We start from the raw sequence: 18,655 nt of genomic DNA, 5'->3' as shown, positions 1-18,655 counted from the left end.
CGGGGAAGCGCGCCCGCTCACTCCCAGGGCACCGTGTAGAGCTTGACGTGGGTCATCGCCCTCATCGCCTCGACGACGCCCTCCTTGATCCCGAGGCCGCTGTCCTTGATCCCCCCGAACGGCGACAGCTCGGAGCGATAGCCCGGCACCTCGCGCACGTTGACCGTCCCGCAGCGGAGCTCGCGCACGAGCCGATGGACGTGCCGCAGGTCGTTCGTGCAGACGCCGGCGGAGAGGCCGTAGCTCGTCCCGTTCGCCACCGCGATCGCCTCGTCGATGTCCCGCACCCGGAGGATCGGCGCGTGCGGGCCGAACGTCTCGCGCTGCACCGAGGGGGCGTCGCGCGGGACGTGATCCATCACCGTGGGGCCGTACAGCGCCCCGCGGCGCTCGTTCCCGAACAGGAGCCGCGCGCCCCGCGCGAGCGTGTCCTCGGCCGCCGCCTCGAGCTGCCTCGCCGCGGCCTCGGAGATCACCGTCCCCATGTCGGTCGAAGGGTCGCGCGGATCGCCCACCCGGACCTCCGCCGACGCGGCGACGAGGCGCGCGGCGAGCTCGTCGGCGACGCGCTCGCTCACGATGAGCCGCTTCACCGCCGTGCAGCGCTGCCCCGAGTTCCTGTAGCAGCCGTGCACCGCGAGCCGCACCGCCTCGTCCAGGTCCGCGTCGTCGAGCACGATGAGCGGGTCGTTGCCCCCGAGCTCGAGCACCGCCCGCCGGTAGCCGAGCATGCCCGCGATGCGCTTGCCCACCTCCACGCCGCCCGTGAAGCTGACGAGCTCCACGGCGGGGTGCGTCACGAGCGCCCGCCCGATCTCGGCCGGGTCGCCGGTCACGACGCTCAGCATGCCGGGCGGCAGCCCGGACTCGTGGAGCACGGACGCGAGGTAGAGCGCGGAGAGGGGCGTCTTCTCCGACGGCTTCAGCACCATGGCGCCGCCGCTCGCGACGCTGGGCGCGACCTTGTGCGCCACCTGGTTCAGCGGGTGGTTGAACGGGGTGATCGCCGTCACGAGCCCGAGCGGCTCGCGCAGCGTGTAGCCTCGCCGCGGCTTGCCGTTCGCCGAGACGTCGAACGCGAGGCACTGGCCGTCGTCGCGCAGCGCCTCGTACGCGGCGAACCGGAGCACGTCCAGCGCGCGCTGCACCTCGTGGCGCGTGTCCTTGAGGCAGAGCCCGCTCTCCCAGGTGATGAGCCGCGCGGCCGCCTCCGCCTCCGCCTCGATGCGCGCCGCGGCGCGGAGGAGGATCTGGCTGCGCTCGTGGCGCGAGGGCCGCGGGGGGCCCGAGGACGCGCTCGCGAGCGCGCGCAGCACGTCCTCCTCGCCGAGCTTCGGCACGCTGCCGATCACCTCGCCCGTGAACGGGAAGCGCACGAGGATCCGCTCGTCCCGGCTCACCGGCGCGCCCGCGACGAGGCACGGGAAATGGAATGCTGGTCGTTCGATCGAGAGATCCGAGCCCATCCTGCCCCCCTTCCGCCGTGCGGCCCTGCGATCGACGGCGCTAGGCCGCCGCGGTCGCGAGGCCGTTCAGCACCACGTCGAAGATGTCCGCGTTCGACAGCTCGCTCGCCTGGCCGCGCGCCGCGCTCGCCGGAGCCGACGCCGCCCCCTCGCCGAGGAGCCGCGCCCGCACCTCGGGCCTCGGCGGGTGGCTCACGAGGATCGGCACCTCCGCCTCGTGCAGGCCGCCGTGGGACCTGAGCCCGCGCCGCACGGCCGAGAGATCGTGGTACGCGGCGCTCTTGCCGAGCACCGTGGACCTGTCGCCGAGGACCACGAGATCGCCGATCCGGTCCGGCGGCAGCGCGAAGCGCCGGGCGGCGTCCTCGCGCGGCAGGACGAGCTCGATGCCCGGGAGCCGCGCGAGGACCTCCGCGGCGCGGTCCCGCGCGCCGCCCCCCGCCGCGGCGTCGACGTACACCGTCGCATAGGAGCCGAGCGCGCCGTGGTGCACGATATACGGATCGGTGATCGGCAGGAGCACGCGGAGGCCCGGGAGGCCGGCCTCGCGCAGCGCGTCCTCCAGGTAGCGCACGTTGGGCGAACCGTCCGCCGCGGTCTTGTCGTTCATGCCGTGATCGGCGGTGACGCCGCAGACGAAGCCGGCGTCGAGGTACGCCCCGTAGAGCGCGTCGAAGCGGGCGTAGAACCGATCCGACATCGGGCCGCGCGGCGGCTCCTTGTGCTGCACGTAGTCGGTCAGCGAGACGTAGAGGAGCCTCGCCCCCACCCGCTCATGCAGCGCGAGGCCCATCTCCATGGCGTAGTGGGAGATGTCCCAGTCGTAGATCGAGGGGTTCTCGCGGCCGACCACGCCGGGGATCGAGGCGATGCCGAGCTCCGGGATCGCCTGCTCGTGCGCCCTCTCCGCCGACAGCGAGATCGGGCGAGGGCCGCCCTCGCGGCACGCGCCGAGCAGCGCGCGGAGCTTGTCCTTGGCCGTGATGCAGAGGGTCTTCACGCCCGCCTGCTCCATCCGCTCGAACAGCGTCGGGACGCGCAGGAAGCGCGGGTCGTTCATCGGCACCTCCTCCCCCGAGGCGGTGTCAAGGTAGGTGTTTCCGGAGATGCCGTGCACGCGCGTCGGCTGGCCGGTCACGATCGAGACGTTGTTCGGGTTCGTGAAGCTCGGGATCTGGCCGCGGCCGCGCACGAACAGGCCGCCCGCGGCGAGCGTCCCCGCGAGCCGCGGCATCAGCCCGTCCTCGAGCGCCGCCTCGAGGTACTCCGGCGCGCAGCCGTCGACGCAGAACACCACCGTCTTGCGCGCGGGCAGCGCGTAGCGCCGATCGCAGAGCTCGATCATGCCCAACGCTGACACGCAGGGCGCAGGTCGAGAAGCCAGCGGCCGCGGCGCCGCGCAGGGCGCTCTGCCTCGAACGGAGCGGGCCGCGGGCCCGCGCGCGTCCGCTCCGTGGCCCGGCCGTGCCCGGAAGCGCGTCAACCCGGTCAGGGCTGGAAGCGCGGTCAGGGCCGGAAGCGCGGCCGGCCCGGCCAGGGCTGGAAGCCCGGTCCGGGCCGGACCGTCAGGCAACTCCCCGGGGATCGGCACGCCCGGCAGGATTCGAACCTGCGACCCGCGGCTTAGAAGGCCGCTGCTCTATCCAGCTGAGCTACGGGCGCGTACGCGAACAGGCGCCGCCTTCGTACTGCATCACGGCCCCGGGATCGAGCGTCACGAGCGCGGCGCGCGTCACGGCCGCGCTCGAGGGCCTGCCGGCGCCTGGTCGTTCAGGTCGACGCGGCCATCCGCCGGACCTGCTCGCCGGTCCGGCCGTAGCGGCGCTGCCGCCGGCCGTAGGTCGCGAGGGCCTCGTCGAGGGTCGCCTCGGTGAAGTCGGGCCAGAGCGTGTCGGTGAAGAAGAGCTCCGCGTACGCGGCCTCGAAGAGCAGGAAGTCGCTGAGGCGCTTCTCGCCGCCGGTGCGGATGATCAGATCCGGATCCGGCATCGCGCTCGTCGTCAGGAAGTTCCGGAGCGAGGTCTCGTTGATCTCCTCCGGGATGACCAGGCCGGCCCGCGCGCGGACCGCGAGCGCGCGCATCGCGTTCGCCATGTCGCGACGGCCGCCGTAGCTCAGCGCGAGCGCCAGGGTCATCTCGGTGCCCCCCGCGGTGTCCTCCACGAGCTTCTCCACGGCGCGCCGCGTCGGGGTCGGGATGTCCTCGAGATCGCCGACGACCTGCACCGCGACGCCGCGCCGGAGGAGATCGTCGTGCTCTCCCTCGGCGAACTCCTGGCAGATCCGCATCAGCGCGTCGATCTCGTCCTTGGGCCGCGACCAGTTCGCCACGCTGAAGGCGTACAGCGTGAGGTACGGGATGCCGCGATCGTGGCAGGCGCGCACCGAGAGGCGCACGGCGTGCGCGCCGTGCTGGTGCCCCTGCATGCGGGGCAGGCCGCGGGCCGCTGCCCAGCGGCCATTGCCATCGAGGATGATCGCGACGTGCTTCGGGAGATTGCTGGACGTCATGGGCTTTCCTGGGTGGGAACCGCCGCACTTTGCGCTCGACACGGGCGCAGCAGGGGGGACGACGGTGATGCGATCGTGGAGGTTCTGTGGAAGATGCCGCGGGAGAGCTCGAGGGCCCTTGCGCCGTTGACGGCGGCGCGCGCCCCGCGGATCGCCTCGCCCGACCGCCGGTCGATCCATGGTCTCCTTTTCACGCGCGGCGCGAGCGAGGAAACCGTCCGGAGCCTGGCTCGACGTGAGGGCAGGCCCGGAGCTCCGGGGTCCGCCGGCTCATGCCCCCGGCAGCGAGATCCGGAACTCGACCTCGGGCGGACCGCGGAGGGTGCACTCGGCCGAGCCGCTGTGGGCCTCGGCGATCGCCTTCACGATCGCGAGGCCGAGCCCGGTGCCGCCCCGGTCGGCCCGGGTCGTGACGAAGCGGCGGAACAGGCGGCCGGCGACGTGCCGCCCGATCTCGCCGCGGTTGCGGATGGCGATCGTGACCTGTCCGCCCACGCGGGACAGCGCGATCTGGACGGGGGCCGCGGCGTCGCCGTGCGTGCGCGCGTTGTCGAGCAGGTTCTCGAGCGCGCGCGACAGCCACAGCGCGTCGCCGCGCACCGCCGCGGACCCCGCCGCGTCGATCTCGACGCGGCTGCCGCGCTCGCGCGCCCTCGCCGCGCGGCCTGCGCGACCGCGACGAGATCGACGACCGTCGCGTGCTCCACGCCGCGCGCCTCGATGCGCGCGAGCGATAGCAGCTCCCCGAGGAGCGCCTCGATGCGCGTGATCGCCTCGCGGATGCGCGCGACGAAGCGGGCCGCCTCCTCGGGATCCTCGAGCGCCCCCTCGGAGAGCACCTCGGCGCTGGCGCGGATGGCGGCGACCGGGTTCTTGAGCTCGTGCGAGAGATCCGCGGCGAAGGTCTCGACGAAGGGGCGGCCCTCGAGCTGCCGCCGCATCGAGTCGATGGCGCGCGTCAGCCGCTGGACCTCGCGGCCGTGGGCTGGCGGCGGCGCCGCGCGCACCTCCCCCTCGCTCACGCGCACCGCGAACTCGGTGAGCGCCTCGATCGGCGTCGCGATGGTGCGGCCGATCAGGAACGACGAGAGCGCCGCCGCGGCGCCGAGCACGGTGCTCAGCACGAGGATCGGGGGCGCGAAGTCGGCGACCATCCGCTGCACGACGATCGTGGGCTTCACGACCTGCACGCTCCCGACGCGCCGGCCGCGGACCTCGATCGGCGCGGTCACGAAGACGGTCCCGGGCTCGCCCGGCGAGGCGCCGCGCGCCCGGAGCACGCGGCCCTCCGGATCGAGGAGCGCGACGTTCTGGGCGGCGGCGCCCGCGCCCTCGCCGTCGAGGGCGCGCACGCCGGCGAGGTCGACGCCGCGGACCTCCATCTCCATGGCGGCGACGGCGGCGAAGGCGGCGGCCTCGTGGCGCGCGCTGCCCTCGGCGAGCAGCGTCGCGCGCGCCTCGATGCGGTCGATGACGAGCAGCCCGAGCCCGAACGCGAACGCGCCGACGATGCCGCCGAGCGCGATGAAGATCTGCATCCGGATGCTCATCCCCGCGGTCCGGGCGCGGACGAGGCGCGAGGCGAACAGGGCGACGAGCAGGATGATCGCGACCGCCGCCGCCGCGGTGACCACGAGGCGCAGCACGGCTCAGTCCCCGCTCCCGCCGGAGGAGCTCGGCCTGTCCGTGACCCGGTAGCCGACGCCGCGCACCGTCTCGATGAGGTCGGCGTCGCCGCCCGCCTCGACGACCTTCTTCCGGAGCCCCTTCACGTGCGAGTCGATCGTCCGGTCGGTGATCGCGAACCCGTCGCCCCAGACCCGGTCGATGAGCTGGGCGCGCGTGAAGACCCTGCCCGGCGCCGCGAGCATGCAGGCGAGCAGGTCGAACTCGACGCGGGTGAGGTCGATCTTCTGGCCGTTCACGTGCGCCCGCCGCGTGGCCTCGTCGACCGCGAGCGGCAGCGGCGCGGCCGCGGCGGCGGGCTTCGCGGGCGGGGGCGGGGCGGCGCGGCGGAGGACGGCCCGCACGCGCGCCACGATCTCGCGGGGCGAGAACGGCTTGGTCACGTAGTCGTCGGCGCCGGTCTCGAGGGCGGCGACGCGGTCCGCCTCGCTGTCGCGGCTCGACAGGACGATGATGGCGGCGCGCGCCGCGCTCCGCCGCACCTGGCCGATGAGGTCGAAGCCGCTGCCGTCGGGGAGCATGAGGTCGAGGATGATGAGGTCCGCCCTGTCGACCTCCCGCTCGGCGGCCGCGAGCGTGGTGGCGACGGTGGCCGCGAACCCGTCGCGCCGCAGGAAGTAGGCGATCGACTCGGCGATCGCCGGCTCATCCTCGACGACCAGAATTTTGGCCATGGCCTCCGAGCCTAGAACGGCGCGGCGGACGCGTCGACAGAGGGTGACCTGGCACCCGGCGGCGGGGAGGGTGGGTCCCCTCGGAAGTGGCCGAGCGTCTGGCCGAGGGGAGGGGGACCCCGTCGGACGGAGGTCAGTCCGTGCGACGACGGCCCGGCAGCCGTCGCCACGCAGCCATGAGCGCTGCGGCTCCGAGCGCGAGCCAGGGCGTCGCTCCGGCCGGTGCGCCGCCCCCCGGCACGTCGCAGGTGCACCGGCCGTACAGGCCCACCGACGTCGAGGCGCGATCGCGATCGACCTCGTCCTCCTCATGCCACGTGGGCGCTTCCGATCGCCCCGAGCCCGTCGTGGCGGGCGCCTCTCCGACGCTGGGGCCATCGTCCCACGGGTCGTCCGCGCCGCCGGCGCCGTTCCATCCGCCGCTGCCGTCCCATCCGCCGGCGCCTTCGCCGCCACCTCCGCCTGCGCCGCCGTCACCGCGGGCGCCAGCGCACCGGCTCACGTGGAGCGGGCGCGTGCGCGTGCAGTCCGTCGGCGACGCGCAGCGCGGATCGGAGAGCTCGGCCGGCGCCCGATCGCCGCCGATCTCGCCCGGGTTCGGGTACGCGACCGCGGTCCTCGCCCAGCGCTCGCCGGTGTGCTCCAGCCGGCCGAACACCCGCTCCTGGTACGGCGCCGCGCCGCCGATCGCCGGGTCGTAGACGCCCCGGCCCGGGTCGAAGTTCGGGTTGTTCGGGTTGTTGACGTACGACAGGCCGTTGTAGGCCCACACCGCGCTGTACCAGTGCTCGATCACCGCGGGCTGCCGGTCGCCGACGCACCGCGTGGCCCTCCACTTCGCCGCCAAAATATGCGCGCCCGTGGCCGCGTTGTAGATCGGGTCCGCGGCCACGCGGCGCGGATCGAACGCGGGGCTCTCCCCCTCGCGCATCCCGCTCGTGATCTGGGAGACGCCGTAGCCGCAGTCGAACGAGATGATCGTCCGCGAGCTCTGCCCCTGCTGATCCATGGGCCGGTCCGGCGCGCAGAACTGCTGCCAGCCCGACTCCTGCATCGCGATCGCCTTCAGCAGCTCGCAGGGGAAGCTCGCGGGGACCTCGCGCGGCGCCTCGGGGCGGCCGCAACCCTGGCCGAGATCGCGGACCGGCGGGCCGGCGTCTCCCCAGGCCGAAGGGCCCCGCGCGATCTGGTCGAAGATGGCGTTCCACTCCGCGACGGAGGGGTTGGCCCCGGGCACGGCCTCGATCGCGCAGCCGCGGTCGTTGTAGGCGCTCGACGCGGTGTAGCAGGGGCAGTAGGCCGCGCGCGCGGCGGGCGCGACGAGCGTGGCCGCGGCGAGCGCGGCCGCGGCGACCGCCGCCGGGATCCCGAGGCGGCGGCTCATCGCTGGCCCTCCTTCGCCGCGGCGAAGCCGGCGACGGCGATGCGCGCGCGGCGCGGCGCCGGGATCGCCGCGACCTCGCCGCTCTCCGCGTGGATCGCGAAGGGCACCGGGAACGCGGAGGGGTTCGTGTGCAGCGCCGCCACCCACGCCCCGTCCTGCGAGACGGCCTGGATGGCGTCGACGCCGGCCCCGAGCGGGCCGCGGACGGCGGCGCGCGCGCCGCGCACCACGAGCCCGGCGCCGCGATCCGGCGTGTACGCGAGGCCGCCGCCCGGCCAGGCGTGCGGGGCGAGGCCGCTCCACGCGCTCACCTCGAGCCGGGTGCGCTTGCCGCTGGTCAGATCGAGGCGCTCGACGACCCACGCGCCGGGATCGCTCTCGTGCCGCTCCTGGAACACGAGCGCGCCCGCCGCCGCGTCGATCGAGAAGTCGCGCGCGAACGGCGGGATCTTCGGGGCGATGACGCGCGTCGCGCCGGAGTCGGGGTTCACCAGGACGAGGTCGGCCGACCCGGGCGAGACCCGGTAGATCACGAGATCGCCGCTCCACGCGCCGGCGAGGAAGGCGAGGTACCCCCTGTGAGCGTGCACCGTGCGGGTCGCGCCGGTGGCGAGGTCGACCTCGTCGACGGTGAGCGCGTCGACGCGCAGCCTCGCGGGGCCGTCGCCCGGGTGCGGCTCCGGGCCGGCGACGCCGCGCGCGACGAACACGCGGCCGTCCGCGGTGACCAGCGGGCGGCTCGCGTGCACCACGCCGTCGCAGAGCGTCGTGGGCTCCGCGTGCGGCTCGATCCGGAAGAGGCTCGCGTTGAACGAGCGGTCGCGGGCCGGGTCCGTGTCGGCGGTCGCGACGACGATCGGCGTCCCCGGCACGACGCGGGCCCGGACGGTGGCGTCGGCGAGGTGCCGGAGCGTGGCGAGGGGAGGGCCGGCCTTGCCGCCGCCGACCTCCGCGATGTGGAGCGTGCTCCGGGTCGCCCCGGGCGGGGTCGCGAGGAGCGCGACGCGGGCGGGGGCCGCGCGCGCAGCGGGGGCCGCGAGGGCCGCCGGCACGAGGAGCCGACCGACCCGAGAGAGCGCGGGCGCGGGGCGATCGCCGAGGCCCACGAGCGCCGCCGCCGCGGCGAGCGACGCGCCCAGAGCGCCAGCGAGAGCGAGCCGGTTCATGCAGCACCGTGTGAGGGAGGAGCGTGTGGGGGAGCTGGGGCGCACGGGGGGATCGTAAACGATGGGTTGTCGACCGCGCTCGTCCGGGGGAGCCCTGCGACCCGGCGCGTCACGGGCGGTCAGGGGGCAGCTTCCGTCGCGCGCGCCCGCGTCGGGCCGTCATGCGCGGAAGCGCCGGGCGCGCGCGGGCTCGCCGGGCCTCGCCGTCAGAAGCAGCCGGACAGGCCGAGCCCGGCCGTGCCCGGGCCGGCGACCGGGGTCACCCGGAGCTCGTGATCGGACGCGAACGAGCCTGCGGGGGGCCGTGGGTGGTTGAACCCGAGCTGCCAGATGAGGCCTCCAGCGACGCCGGCCGCGCCCAGCCCGATCAGCACGCCGCCGACGGTGGCGCGCGCGCGGCCGTCGTTGCCCTGCTCGGCCAGGTCCGGAGGGCAGTTGGTGCGTGTCGGACAGCCGTTCTCGGCGTCGGCGACGTCGGACAGGCCGCTCGAGGTGAGAATCCCGCCCACCAGCAGCGTCACCACGCCGGCGCCCGTCACGGTCAGCGGCGCGTAGCCGTAGGGCGGCTGCGGTGGAGGCGGCTCCGCCGTGAAGCTCGGGGCCACCGACGCCGTGGGGGGCGGCGGCGGCGCCACCGGCGCCGACGCGGACTGGCTGGCGGTCGGGGCCGGCTGCTCCGGTCGGATGGTGTTCCTGAGGTTCTGGATCTTGTCCCGGATCGTCTGCGTGTCGGGCGCGTCCGGCGTGCGGGCCAGGTACGTCTCCAGCGCGGCGATCGCCTGCGCGCGATCGCCCTTCTTCTCGTAGGCGTTGGCGATGTTGATGAGCACCGGGTGCGCCGAGCAGTCGAGCTGGTAGGCGTCCTTCCAGTACTGGATGGCGCGGTCGTAGTCCGCCCGCTCGTAGAACTGCGTGGCGGCCTTGTGCGCCCCCTTGGCGCCTTCCAGGTCCGCGGGCGTCGCCGTGCGGTGACACTCGGGGTACTCGACGGCCGGATCTCCTGCCAGCGCCAACCCCGCAGCGAGGAACACCCCCGCGCCGAGACCGACCAGCCAAGTCCGAAACACGCGCATCCGAGCCGCCTCCACGAGAAGTGGGCGCAGCATACTGATCCGTTTCGCCGGCAGCGAGAAAAAGGAATCACGGCAGACGTCGGGGCAATGCGCTCGGCCTGCCGAGCCAGCGGGCCGAACGACGGCGCCGGCGCCGCCGGATGACGCCCGGGCCGAGCGACGACGCCCGGACGGCGCGCCCAGAGACAGGAGAGCCCGTCGGCGCGCCCCGCCGCGCGCGGGCGCGGACCCGGCGGAAGATGGTCCCGGCGCTTGCCCAGTTGCCGGTTCTGCTAGTCTCGCCCGGTGATGCTCCCCGAAAAGAAGCAGATCCTCGTCGTGGATGACGAGGCGAACCTCCGGCGGGTCCTCAGCGCGCAGCTCGGCCGGGATGGATACGAGGTGCACACCGCCGAGGATGGTGAGGAAGGGCTCGCGTTCCTGAAGGAGCACCACATCGATCTGGTCATCACCGATCTCCGGATGCCCAGGGTCGACGGCATGGACCTGCTCCGGGCCGCGCTCCGCGACGACCCCTCGCGGCCCGTCGTGCTCCTCACGGCCCACGGGACGGTGGACAACGCCGTCGAGGCGCTGAAGACGGGCGCGTTCGACTACATCACCAAGCCGTTCGACCAGAACGAGGTGCGCGTCGTCGTGAAGAAGGCCCTCCGCACCCGCGATCTGGCGAGCGCGGACGCCACGCGCGACGTCTCCCCGGCGCCGCCCCGGGGCCGCGCCGACCGGTTCGGGATCATCGGCGAGAGCCCGCCCATCCAGGAGCTCTACGCGATCCTCGAGCGGGTCGCCGACACGCCGACGACGGTGCTCATCAGCGGCGAGAGCGGCACCGGCAAGGAGCTCGTGGCGCGGGCGCTGCACGAGAACTCCAGCCGGCGCGACCGGCCGTTCATCAAGGTCAACTGCGCGGCCATCCCGAAGGATCTCATGGAGTCGGAGCTCTTCGGCTACGAGCGCGGCGCCTTCACCGGCGCGGTCGCCTCCAAGCCGGGGCGCTTCGAGCTCGCCTCCGGCGGGACGCTCTTCCTCGACGAGATCGGCGAGATCCCGACCGAGATGCAGGTGAAGCTCCTGCGCGTCCTGCAGGAGAGCGAGTTCGAGCGGGTCGGGGGCATCAAGACGATCCACGTCGACGTCCGGCTCGTCGCCGCCACGAACCGCGATCTCAAGCGGGAGATCGCGGCGGGCAGCTTCCGGGAGGACCTCTTCTACCGGCTGAACGTCGTGCCGATCGCGCTCCCGGCGCTGCGCGACAGGAGGGGTGACATCCCCCACCTCGCCGCCCACTTCGTCGCGAAGTTCAACGCGCGCCTCAAGAAGAACATCGAGGGCATCGAGCCCGAGGCGCTCGAGCGGCTGTCGTCGCACGCGTGGCCGGGGAACATCCGCGAGCTGGAGAACGTCGTGGAGCGGGCGCTGCTCTTCGCGGACGGGGCGCGCATCCGCCTCGACGACCTGCCGGAGGAGATCCGCAGCGGCGCCCCGCCCTTGACCGGCGCGGCGCTGCCGCTCGCGTCCGCGGCCGCGGCCGTGGACGCGGCCCTCGCCCCCTCGACGCCCGACGGCCTGAAGGAGCAGGTCAAGGCGGCGATGAGCAAGCTCGAGCGCGACCTCATCGAGCGCGCCCTCAAGCAGACGCACGGCAACGTCACCCACGCCGCCCGGCTGCTCAAGATCTCGCGCAAGGGGCTCCAGCTCAAGATGAAGGAGCTGAACCTGCGCGAGCGCGACGCCGAGTAGCGCATGCGCCTCGGCGAGCAGCGCTCCGTCCGGACAGCGGGGGGGAGGGCCCTGGCCGCGGCCGTGTTGCTCGCCGGGCTCCTCGCCGCGCCCCCCGGCTGCGATCGCGACGGCGCCCCGCCGGGCGCGGGCGCCGATCTCGACGCCGCGCCGCCCTGGGACGTGAGCCAGACCGAGCCGGAGCCGCGCCCCGGGATGGCGTGGATCCCGAAGGGCGTGCTCCTCGCGGGCACGCCGCCGGATCGGCTGCCGCGCATCGCCGACGAGGAGATGGCGGGCGAGCAGGTCGTGATGCACGGCTTCTATATCGACGTGTTCTCGTACCCCAACGAGGCCGGCGCGATCCCGACCACGAACATCACGCAGGAGGAGGCGCGCGCGCTCTGCGAGGCGCAGGGCAAGCGCCTCTGCACCGAGCTGGAGATCGAGCGGGCCTGCAAGGGGCCCGCGAACACCACGTACGAGTATGGCGACGTATACAGGGCGTCGGCGTGCGCGACCGGACAGAGCCGGGTGCTGACCCCCAACGGGGTGAACGCCGGGTGCGTGAGCGCCTTCGGGGTGCACGACATCCACGGCGGCGTGTGGACCTGGACGTCGAGCCAGTGGCGGCGGGACAGCGGCAAGCCGGGGCTCGTCACGCTGCGCGGGGGCAACGGGCCGCTGGGCGAGCTCGTGGGGCGCTGCGCCCACGGGCGCGGCGTCAAGCCGGACACGCGCCGCCCCGAGGTGGGCGTGCGGTGCTGCGCCGGGGAGGTGAACAGCTTCGAGGTGGTGCTCGACGTGGCGCGCGATCGGCCGCTCAGGCTCGAGCCGCTCGTGGACGCGCGCGTCGCGGCGCAGCTCTCGCGGCTCGCGCCGGAGGAGGCGCGCGCCGCGGCCGAGGCCGGGCGGCCCGAGGGGGCGTTCAAGGTCGAGCGCCTGTGGACCTGGCACCCGCGGGGCAACGAGGAGCTCGTGCTCGGCGCCGGGTGCGCGCGCCCGGGCGGGGCCGAGCCGGCGCCGCCCGGGCGCGGCAAGCGCGCGAAGCGGGGCCGTCCGGGCGACGCGGCGACGTGCGGGCTCGTCGTCGCGCGGATGCGTCACGGCACGCCGGCGCTGCTCACGTTCGTCCCGTCGGACCTCTGGCAGCCGACCCTCGGGGAGACGGACTCCCCGCGCGAGCTCCTGCTCTACGGCGGCGACGCGCTGGGCGCGTTCCGCCGCCGCATCACGTACGAGTGGGGCAGGATCGGCGTGGCCGACAAGGAGCGCAAGCGCAGGCACAAGGGGCGGCGCGGGCTCTCGTACGACTAGCCCGCGCCCCCGGACCTCGGCGGGGGAGGGGGTGGCGCCGGGGCACGGCGGCGCTCACATTCGGACCGTCGCGCGCCGGCCCGTGGCACATTGGCCTTGCGCCCGCGCGCCTGGAAGGGCAGCGCTAGCGGCGCGCGCCGTCGCCGATCGGCCTGCCCGCTCTCCCCCATGACCCGACCGCCCGATCCCGAACCGCGCGAAGCGCCGAGCGAGCGTCCGGGCGACCCCGGGTGCTCGCGCGCCGCCCTCCGGAAGGCGCTGCGGGGCGCGGTGGCGCTCGGCTGCGCGCGGCTCCGCGGCGCGCGCGGCGCCCGGCTCGGCGCCGCCATGGCCGTGGTGATCTCGCTGGGGTACGGCGCCATGGCGCTCGTGCTCCGGCAGGACGACGGCGCGACGTCGCTGGACGGGCTGCTCGGGTCCGCGGCGCGCGGGCTCGCGTGGGCGGCCGCCGGCCCCGTCGCCCTCGCCGCGGCGCACGATCGCCCCGCGGCCGACCGCGCCGATGGCGTCGAGGCGCTCGCCGCGGCGCGCGGGATCTCGCGGACCGCGCTCCACGGCGCCCGGAGCCTCGCCGCGATGCTGGAGATCGCGCGGGTCGTCGCGCTCCCGCTGGCCGCCCTCTCGGCGCTCGCGGTGCTCCTCGCCGGCTCGGCGCCGCTCGCCCTGCGTCACCTCGCCCTCGGCGCGGCGCTCGCCCTCTTCGGCGCGGTCTCCGGCGTGACGCTCGGCGGCCTCGCGGCGGCGAGCGGCCGCGTCGCCGGTGCGCGCGGGCGCGCCGTGTTCGCGGCGCTGATCCTCGTCCCCTGGGCGCTCGCCGATCTCGCCGGCGACTCGCGGTGGTCGATCCCGGGCGCGCTCGACGCGTTCCTCTCCTTCGCCGCGCGCTCGGCCGGGGGATCCGCCGAATGAGCCCTGGCGCGCCCATCGTGGTGCTCGAGCGGGTGCGCGCGCGCGATCGCGCCGGCGAGGCGGGGCGGCCCCGCGGGGGCCTCTTCGGCGCGGCGGCGGCGCTCGGCCCGGGGGCGCACGCCGTCCTCGGCGCGCCGGAGGACGGGACGCTGGCGCTCGCCGAGCTGCTCGCGGGGCGCGCCGCGCCGCTCGCGGGCCGCGTCCTCGTGGCGGGCCGCGACCCCTTCCGGAGCGCGGCGACGCGGGCGCGCATCGGCGTGCTCCCGCTCGCGCCGGAGCTGCCCGACGGCGACCCCGTGGCCTCGTCGATCGCGGTGGCGCTCCGGGCCCGCGGCGAGCCCGCGGAGCGCGCGGCCGCGCTGCTCGATCCGCTCGGCCTCACGCCGCTGCTCGCCCGTCGCCGGGCCTCGCTGGGCTACGCCGAGGCCCGGGCGATCGAGCTCGCGCTCGCCTTGACGACGCCGCGGCCGCTCCTGATCTGCGTCGTCGAGCCGTTCGCCGAGGTCGCCGTGCCGTCCCCGGCGCTGGTCCTGGAGCGCCTCCGCGCGCTCGCGGCCGGCGGCGCCTGCGTCGTGCTGATCACGTCCTCGACCGCCGACGCGAGCGCCCTCGCGGAGCACATCCATGTGCTCGACCGCGGCGCCATCGTCCGGACCGAGCCGGGCGACGGCGCGCGCCTCGCGAGCGCGCCGCGCTCGGCCGCGGCGGGCGCGCTGGGCCTCGAGGTCGAGACGCTCGTGCTCCTCCACGAGCGCGCGCCCGGGGCGCCTGGCGCCCGCGCGCTCGCGACCGCGCTCGCGAGCTCCCCCGCCGTGCGCGCGTGCGCGTGGGAGGAGGGGCCGGGGGGCGCGTCCTCGACCGTGAGGATCCGGGCTGCGGACCGGGACGCCGCGGCGCTCGCGATCCTGGACGCGGCGGCCCGGGAGGACGTCGCGATCGCCGCGATCTCGTCTCCAGCGCCGTCGATGCACGACGTGAGGGCGGCGACCGCGCTGCACCTGGCGGCCGTCCGCCCGCATCGGCCGTTCGGCGCGCCGTCCGGCGTCGACGCTGCGCCCCCGCCCGGCGCGCCGCCCCAGGGGCCGGTCGCGGTGGCCGCGTTCGGCGCCCCGATGCCACCCGGCCCGCCGCTACCCGGCCCGACGCCCGCCGGCGCGCCGCCGACGGCGCTCGATGAGGCGGCGGCTGACGGATCGACCGAGGCCGCACCGGCGTTGCCCGATCGCGCCCCGCACACCGCGGGGGCAGGAGGCCATGATGGCGGGTGAGAGCGCCCCGGGGGCCGGCGCGCAGGCCGTGCAGCCGCTGCGTACTGCCGAGGGCGAGGCCGAGCGGCGGGCGCCCGCGCTCCTCGCGGTCCGGCTCGGGATGGAGATGGCCGGGAGCCGCCTTCGCGCGCGGCGCCCTCTGCTCTCGCTCGGCCTCGGCCTCTCGCTGGCGATCGCGGCCGCGGTCATCGAGGTCTCGTTCGGGTCGTCCGGGGCCGTGGACCGGGCGCTGCTCGCCACATTTCGCCTGATCCTGCCGCTCACCCTCTTCGCGCTCGCCGCCGACGCCGCACGCCGGACCACGCTGCGCGACGCGGCGTGGCCCGCGGCTCGTTTCGGCGCCCCGTCCCACCACGTCGCGCTCGGGATCGCGCTGGCCACGGCCCTGGCCGGTGCCCTCGTCGGCGCCTTGCTCGCGCTCGCCGTGGTCGTGATCGCCCGCAGCCCCGGCGATGCGCCGTTCGTTCGCGACGTCCTCATCAGCGGGTGGGTCGGCGCGCTCACCGGCGCCGCCTACGCCGGCTGGTTCTCGTTCGGCGCCACCTTCCTGCGCCACGGCCGAGGCCGCTTCGTGCTGCTCGCGGCCGACTTCCTGCTGGGCGGCTCGGCCGGCGTGGCCGGCGCGTTGCTGCCCCGCGGCCACGCCGTGAACCTCCTCGGCGGCCCCGCGCCGCTCGGGCTCGGGCAGCCTGCGAGCGCCGGGCTGCTCGCGCTGAGCGCCCTCTTCCTCGTGCTCGCCTCGGCGGCTCGGTCCAGGGACTGACGCGCGCTGCGCGCGACCGGGCGGCCGGCGCGCGTGGGGCGGCGCATGGGGGATGGCTTCATGCGCCCGTTCACGTAGTCTGCAGGGAATGACTCACGGCGACGACGAGGCCACCAAGGCGGTCAACACGCCTCGATCGGTCCTGCTCGTCGGCCCGGCGGACGAGCTGGCGGCGCGCTGCAGGGGGATGTGCCTGCGGGCCCGCGTCATGCTCCTCGTCGAGAGCGACCTCGCGGCGCTGACGAACACGGCCGTCGAGCGGAAGCCGCTCGCGCTCGTGTTCCCCGAGGACATCTACGCCTTCGACAGCGTGGAGTTCGACGCGCTGGCGCGCGACATCCAGGCGGCGGTGGTGACGCTGGAGCCAGGCGTCACGGACGAGGTCATCGAGGCGCGGCTCGCCGAGGCGCTGCTCCGCGCCGAGGTCCTCCGGCAGCCCGAGCCTCCGTCGAGCCGCTACGTGCTGGTCCCTGACGGGCTGCGCCGCCCCAGGCGCCGGTGAGGGGCGCGCTCCATCTCCGGCGCGTCGTCTCCGCATGATTCCGCATGATTCCGCATGAATTTGCACGATGACGAGGATCCTCTCTTGAACGAGCTCCACCTCGATCCCGCCGCGTCCCGGCTGGTGGTCCGCACCCGCGCCATCGGGATGCTCGCGCGCCTGGCGCACGACCTCGAGATCACCGCCGCCCGGCTGCGCGGCCGGGCGCGGCTCGACGGCGCCTCGTGGACGGCCGAGCTCGAGGTCGACGTGGCCGGGCTCCGCGTCGCGGGCATCCTGCGCGGCGATCGCCTCGATCCGGACGCGCTCTCGGCCGGGGATCGCCGCGAGATCGAGCGGCGCATGCGCGAGGAAGTGCTCCGCGGCACCGAGGTCGTGGCGGTCCGCGCCTCCGGGGCGACGCGCGACCGCGCCGAGGTGCGCGTCCAGGTCGCCTCGGGGAGCGCCGCGCTGACGGCGCGGGTGTCGTCGCACGATCGCGGCGACGGGGCCGTCGGGGTGGTGGGCGGCTGTCAGCTCTCGCTTTCGGCGCTCGGCGTGCCTGAGATCAAGGGCCCGCTCGGGGCCTTCCGGGTGCGGGACGAGCTCGAGATCCTCGTCGATCTCACGCTGCGGCCGGCGGGCTAGGCGGCCTCACGCTGCGGCCGGCGGGCCAGGCGGCCTCACTCTGCGGCCGGCGGGCCAGGCGGCCCTGCCGGGAGCTCGGGCGCCGCCTCGCCGCGCGGGCACGCCCCGTGGACCTGGTAGGCCTTGCCGGAGAGGCGCTTCGCGAGCGAGGCCCCGCGCCAGGCGACGTAGGCCTTGTTGAACTCGAGCACCTGATCGGCCGCGAGGTAGGGGTTCTTCAGCTTCCCCAGCGTGACCAGGGTGAGCACCTGCTCCGCCACGCTCACGGGGCAGCCCTCGAGGCGCAGGTGGCCCTCGTTCCGGGCCATCGCGAGCTTGGTCGTCACCTTGACCATCTTCGCCAGGATGTCGTCGTGCTTCACGGTGTACGGGTCGCGGGCGGTCCGGTCCCGGTAGAGGCTCTCGACGCTGACGAGCTGGTCGCCGATCTTGCCCTCGTACGTCGCGCAGTCGCCGATGAAGACGACCTTCTCGCCCGGCCTGGCGTCGATGGGGCCCTCGTAGGCGCCGAACACGACGTGCATCCGCGGCATCTTCGCGTCGCACTCCTTGTCGTACTCGCGCAGGATCTCGATCGCCTCCTCGATGGCGCCCGGGCAGCCGCCCCAGCAGTAGTCGGTGTGCTCGCGCTCGGGCGGCGGGCCGGCGTAGGCGGTGATGTTCGTGCCCTCGAAGTACTTCTCGACGCGGACGAGGCCCACCTTGAACCCCTTCGCCTTCGCCTGCGCCTCCTCGAGCGTCACGTCCCCCGTGATCTCGATCTGGTCGAGATCCAGCGGGCCGAAGCCGCGCTCCGCGGCCAGGCGGATGTGGTCGACGCTCATCGGGTCGACGCCGATGATGTGGCAGCAGACCGCGTCGAAGGCGACCTGGTTGTTCCCCATCAGGATGAGGCCGAGATCGAACGGCGACGGCGTGAGCATGCGCCCCTCGCCGGCGGTGATGGCGTCGATCGCGATGAACTGCGGCTGCACGATGTACTGGAGGTCGGCGACCTTCTCGTTCAGCCGGTGGTCGTGGTCGATGAGCCGGTGCCGATCGTCCTGGATCCCGATGTAGTTCTTCATCGAGAAGGTCACGGTCGTCCACGGGTGCGACTTGAATTTGGGGCAGTTCACGAAGAAGTCGGCCCTGGCGACGGGCTCCGGCGTGAACACGTAGTCGCGCAGCCGGCCCTCGTGCGTCAGCCGGATCTCGACCTGCTGCTCCTCCTCGAAGTGGTAGTGCTTGACCCCGGTCCGCCGGAACATCGGGTAGTAGCCGGCGCCCTCGTAGGTCATGCGGGTCGGGAGCGTGATGCCGCACCGCTCGCCGACGGCGAGCTCGGTCACGCGCCCATCGTCGCGATCCCTCAGCGCGCCGATGACACCTTCGACGAACTCGGGCCGCGTGTAGGCGTGCGGGAAGTGCGCGCCCGAGGCGACGACGTTCGGCTTGATGAGCGTCCGGCCGTGCGGGCGGAGCGAGAGCTCCTCGAGGCCGCCGCGCACGATGTTGCGGATCGCCGCCACGTCATACGTCGAGCAACGCTGCAGGATTACACGAGGGCGCGACGTAATTTTCATGGAACCAGCGTAAGGGCCGCGGCGA

16 protein-coding genes, 1 tRNA gene and 1 pseudogene are annotated in these 18,655 nt (G+C 74.9%); 7 read left to right on the top strand and 11 right to left on the bottom strand.

The window, feature by feature from the left end:
• Nucleotides 1–17 precede the first annotated feature (17 nt).
• From phnY to WMF31_RS25350, 10 genes and pseudogenes are all read right to left on the bottom strand, one after another.
• Nucleotides 18–1,466 carry a phosphonoacetaldehyde dehydrogenase gene (gene phnY, locus WMF31_RS25395; RefSeq protein ID WP_436604415.1) on the bottom strand — a complete coding sequence of 483 codons (1,449 nt, stop codon included), beginning with the start codon at nt 1,464–1,466 and terminating at the stop codon, nt 18–20.
• 40 nt (nt 1,467–1,506) lie between these two features.
• Entirely contained in the window at nt 1,507–2,826 is a 1,320-nt protein-coding gene (phnA, locus tag WMF31_RS25390; protein WP_436604414.1) for a phosphonoacetate hydrolase, read from the bottom strand.
• Nucleotides 2,827–3,054: 228 nt separating this feature from the next.
• Nucleotides 3,055–3,128: transfer RNA gene (locus WMF31_RS25385), tRNA-Arg, on the bottom strand.
• 108 nt (nt 3,129–3,236) lie between these two features.
• Entirely contained in the window at nt 3,237–3,977 is a 741-nt protein-coding gene (uppS, locus tag WMF31_RS25380; protein WP_436604413.1) for a polyprenyl diphosphate synthase, read from the bottom strand.
• Nucleotides 3,978–4,247: 270 nt separating this feature from the next.
• On the bottom strand, nt 4,248–4,577 hold the full coding sequence (locus tag WMF31_RS25375; RefSeq protein ID WP_436604412.1) for a sensor histidine kinase: 330 nt from the start codon (nt 4,575–4,577) through the stop codon (nt 4,248–4,250).
• A 173-nt stretch (nt 4,578–4,750) separates the two neighbouring features.
• Nucleotides 4,751–5,131 (bottom strand): annotated as a pseudogene (locus WMF31_RS25370) (histidine kinase dimerization/phospho-acceptor domain-containing protein); the annotation flags it as partial.
• 495 nt (nt 5,132–5,626) lie between these two features.
• Complete coding sequence (locus WMF31_RS25365) at nt 5,627–6,337, bottom strand: winged helix-turn-helix domain-containing protein (RefSeq protein ID WP_436604411.1); 711 nt, start codon at nt 6,335–6,337, stop codon at nt 5,627–5,629.
• A gap of 133 nt (nt 6,338–6,470) precedes the next feature.
• Nucleotides 6,471–7,721, bottom strand: a complete 1,251-nt coding sequence (locus WMF31_RS25360) for a hypothetical protein (RefSeq protein ID WP_436604410.1) — start codon at nt 7,719–7,721, stop codon at nt 6,471–6,473.
• The gene (locus tag WMF31_RS25355) at nt 7,718–8,887 is read right to left on the bottom strand and encodes a hypothetical protein (RefSeq protein WP_436604409.1); all 1,170 of its coding nucleotides are present in this window, start codon (nt 8,885–8,887) and stop codon (nt 7,718–7,720) included. The genes WMF31_RS25360 and WMF31_RS25355 overlap by 4 nt, the downstream gene beginning before the upstream one ends.
• 206 nt (nt 8,888–9,093) lie before the next feature.
• Nucleotides 9,094–9,954: a tetratricopeptide repeat protein gene (locus tag WMF31_RS25350; protein ID WP_436604408.1), complete on the bottom strand. Its 861-nt coding sequence runs from the start codon at nt 9,952–9,954 to the stop codon at nt 9,094–9,096.
• Between the two features lie 294 nt (nt 9,955–10,248).
• On the opposite strand from WMF31_RS25350, the gene WMF31_RS25345 reads away from it, so the two are divergent.
• The 7 genes from WMF31_RS25345 to WMF31_RS25315 all read left to right on the top strand — a co-directional run bounded on the left by WMF31_RS25345 (nt 10,249) and on the right by WMF31_RS25315 (nt 17,065).
• Nucleotides 10,249–11,700, top strand: a complete 1,452-nt coding sequence (locus WMF31_RS25345) for a sigma-54-dependent transcriptional regulator (protein ID WP_436606598.1) — start codon at nt 10,249–10,251, stop codon at nt 11,698–11,700.
• 3 nt (nt 11,701–11,703) lie between these two features.
• Nucleotides 11,704–12,996, top strand: a complete 1,293-nt coding sequence (locus WMF31_RS25340; RefSeq protein WP_436604407.1) for a formylglycine-generating enzyme family protein — start codon at nt 11,704–11,706, stop codon at nt 12,994–12,996.
• 168 nt (nt 12,997–13,164) lie between these two features.
• Entirely contained in the window at nt 13,165–13,905 is a 741-nt protein-coding gene (locus tag WMF31_RS25335; protein ID WP_436604406.1) for a hypothetical protein, read from the top strand.
• Complete coding sequence (locus WMF31_RS25330) at nt 13,902–15,173, top strand: ABC transporter ATP-binding protein (RefSeq protein WP_436604405.1); 1,272 nt, start codon at nt 13,902–13,904, stop codon at nt 15,171–15,173. The genes WMF31_RS25335 and WMF31_RS25330 overlap by 4 nt, the downstream gene beginning before the upstream one ends.
• Nucleotides 15,160–15,936: a hypothetical protein gene (locus WMF31_RS25325; protein ID WP_436604404.1), complete on the top strand. Its 777-nt coding sequence runs from the start codon at nt 15,160–15,162 to the stop codon at nt 15,934–15,936. The genes WMF31_RS25330 and WMF31_RS25325 overlap by 14 nt, the downstream gene beginning before the upstream one ends.
• Nucleotides 15,937–16,024: 88 nt before the next feature.
• Nucleotides 16,025–16,438, top strand: coding sequence for a hypothetical protein (locus WMF31_RS25320; RefSeq protein WP_436604403.1), 414 nt, complete (start codon nt 16,025–16,027; stop codon nt 16,436–16,438).
• A gap of 54 nt (nt 16,439–16,492) precedes the next feature.
• Nucleotides 16,493–17,065, top strand: a complete 573-nt coding sequence (locus WMF31_RS25315; protein ID WP_436604402.1) for a hypothetical protein — start codon at nt 16,493–16,495, stop codon at nt 17,063–17,065.
• Between the two features lie 35 nt (nt 17,066–17,100).
• Here WMF31_RS25315 and WMF31_RS25310 read toward each other — a convergent pair whose 3' ends face one another.
• On the bottom strand, nt 17,101–18,630 hold the full coding sequence (locus WMF31_RS25310; RefSeq protein WP_436604401.1) for a DUF362 domain-containing protein: 1,530 nt from the start codon (nt 18,628–18,630) through the stop codon (nt 17,101–17,103).
• Nucleotides 18,631–18,655 lie beyond the last annotated feature (25 nt).

The sequence above is a fragment of the Sorangium sp. So ce1036 genome (genome assembly GCF_051369805.1).
GTDB lineage: Bacteria > Myxococcota_A > Polyangia > Polyangiales > Polyangiaceae > Sorangium > Sorangium cellulosum_F.
This window is presented reverse-complemented; position numbering and strand designations above follow the sequence as displayed.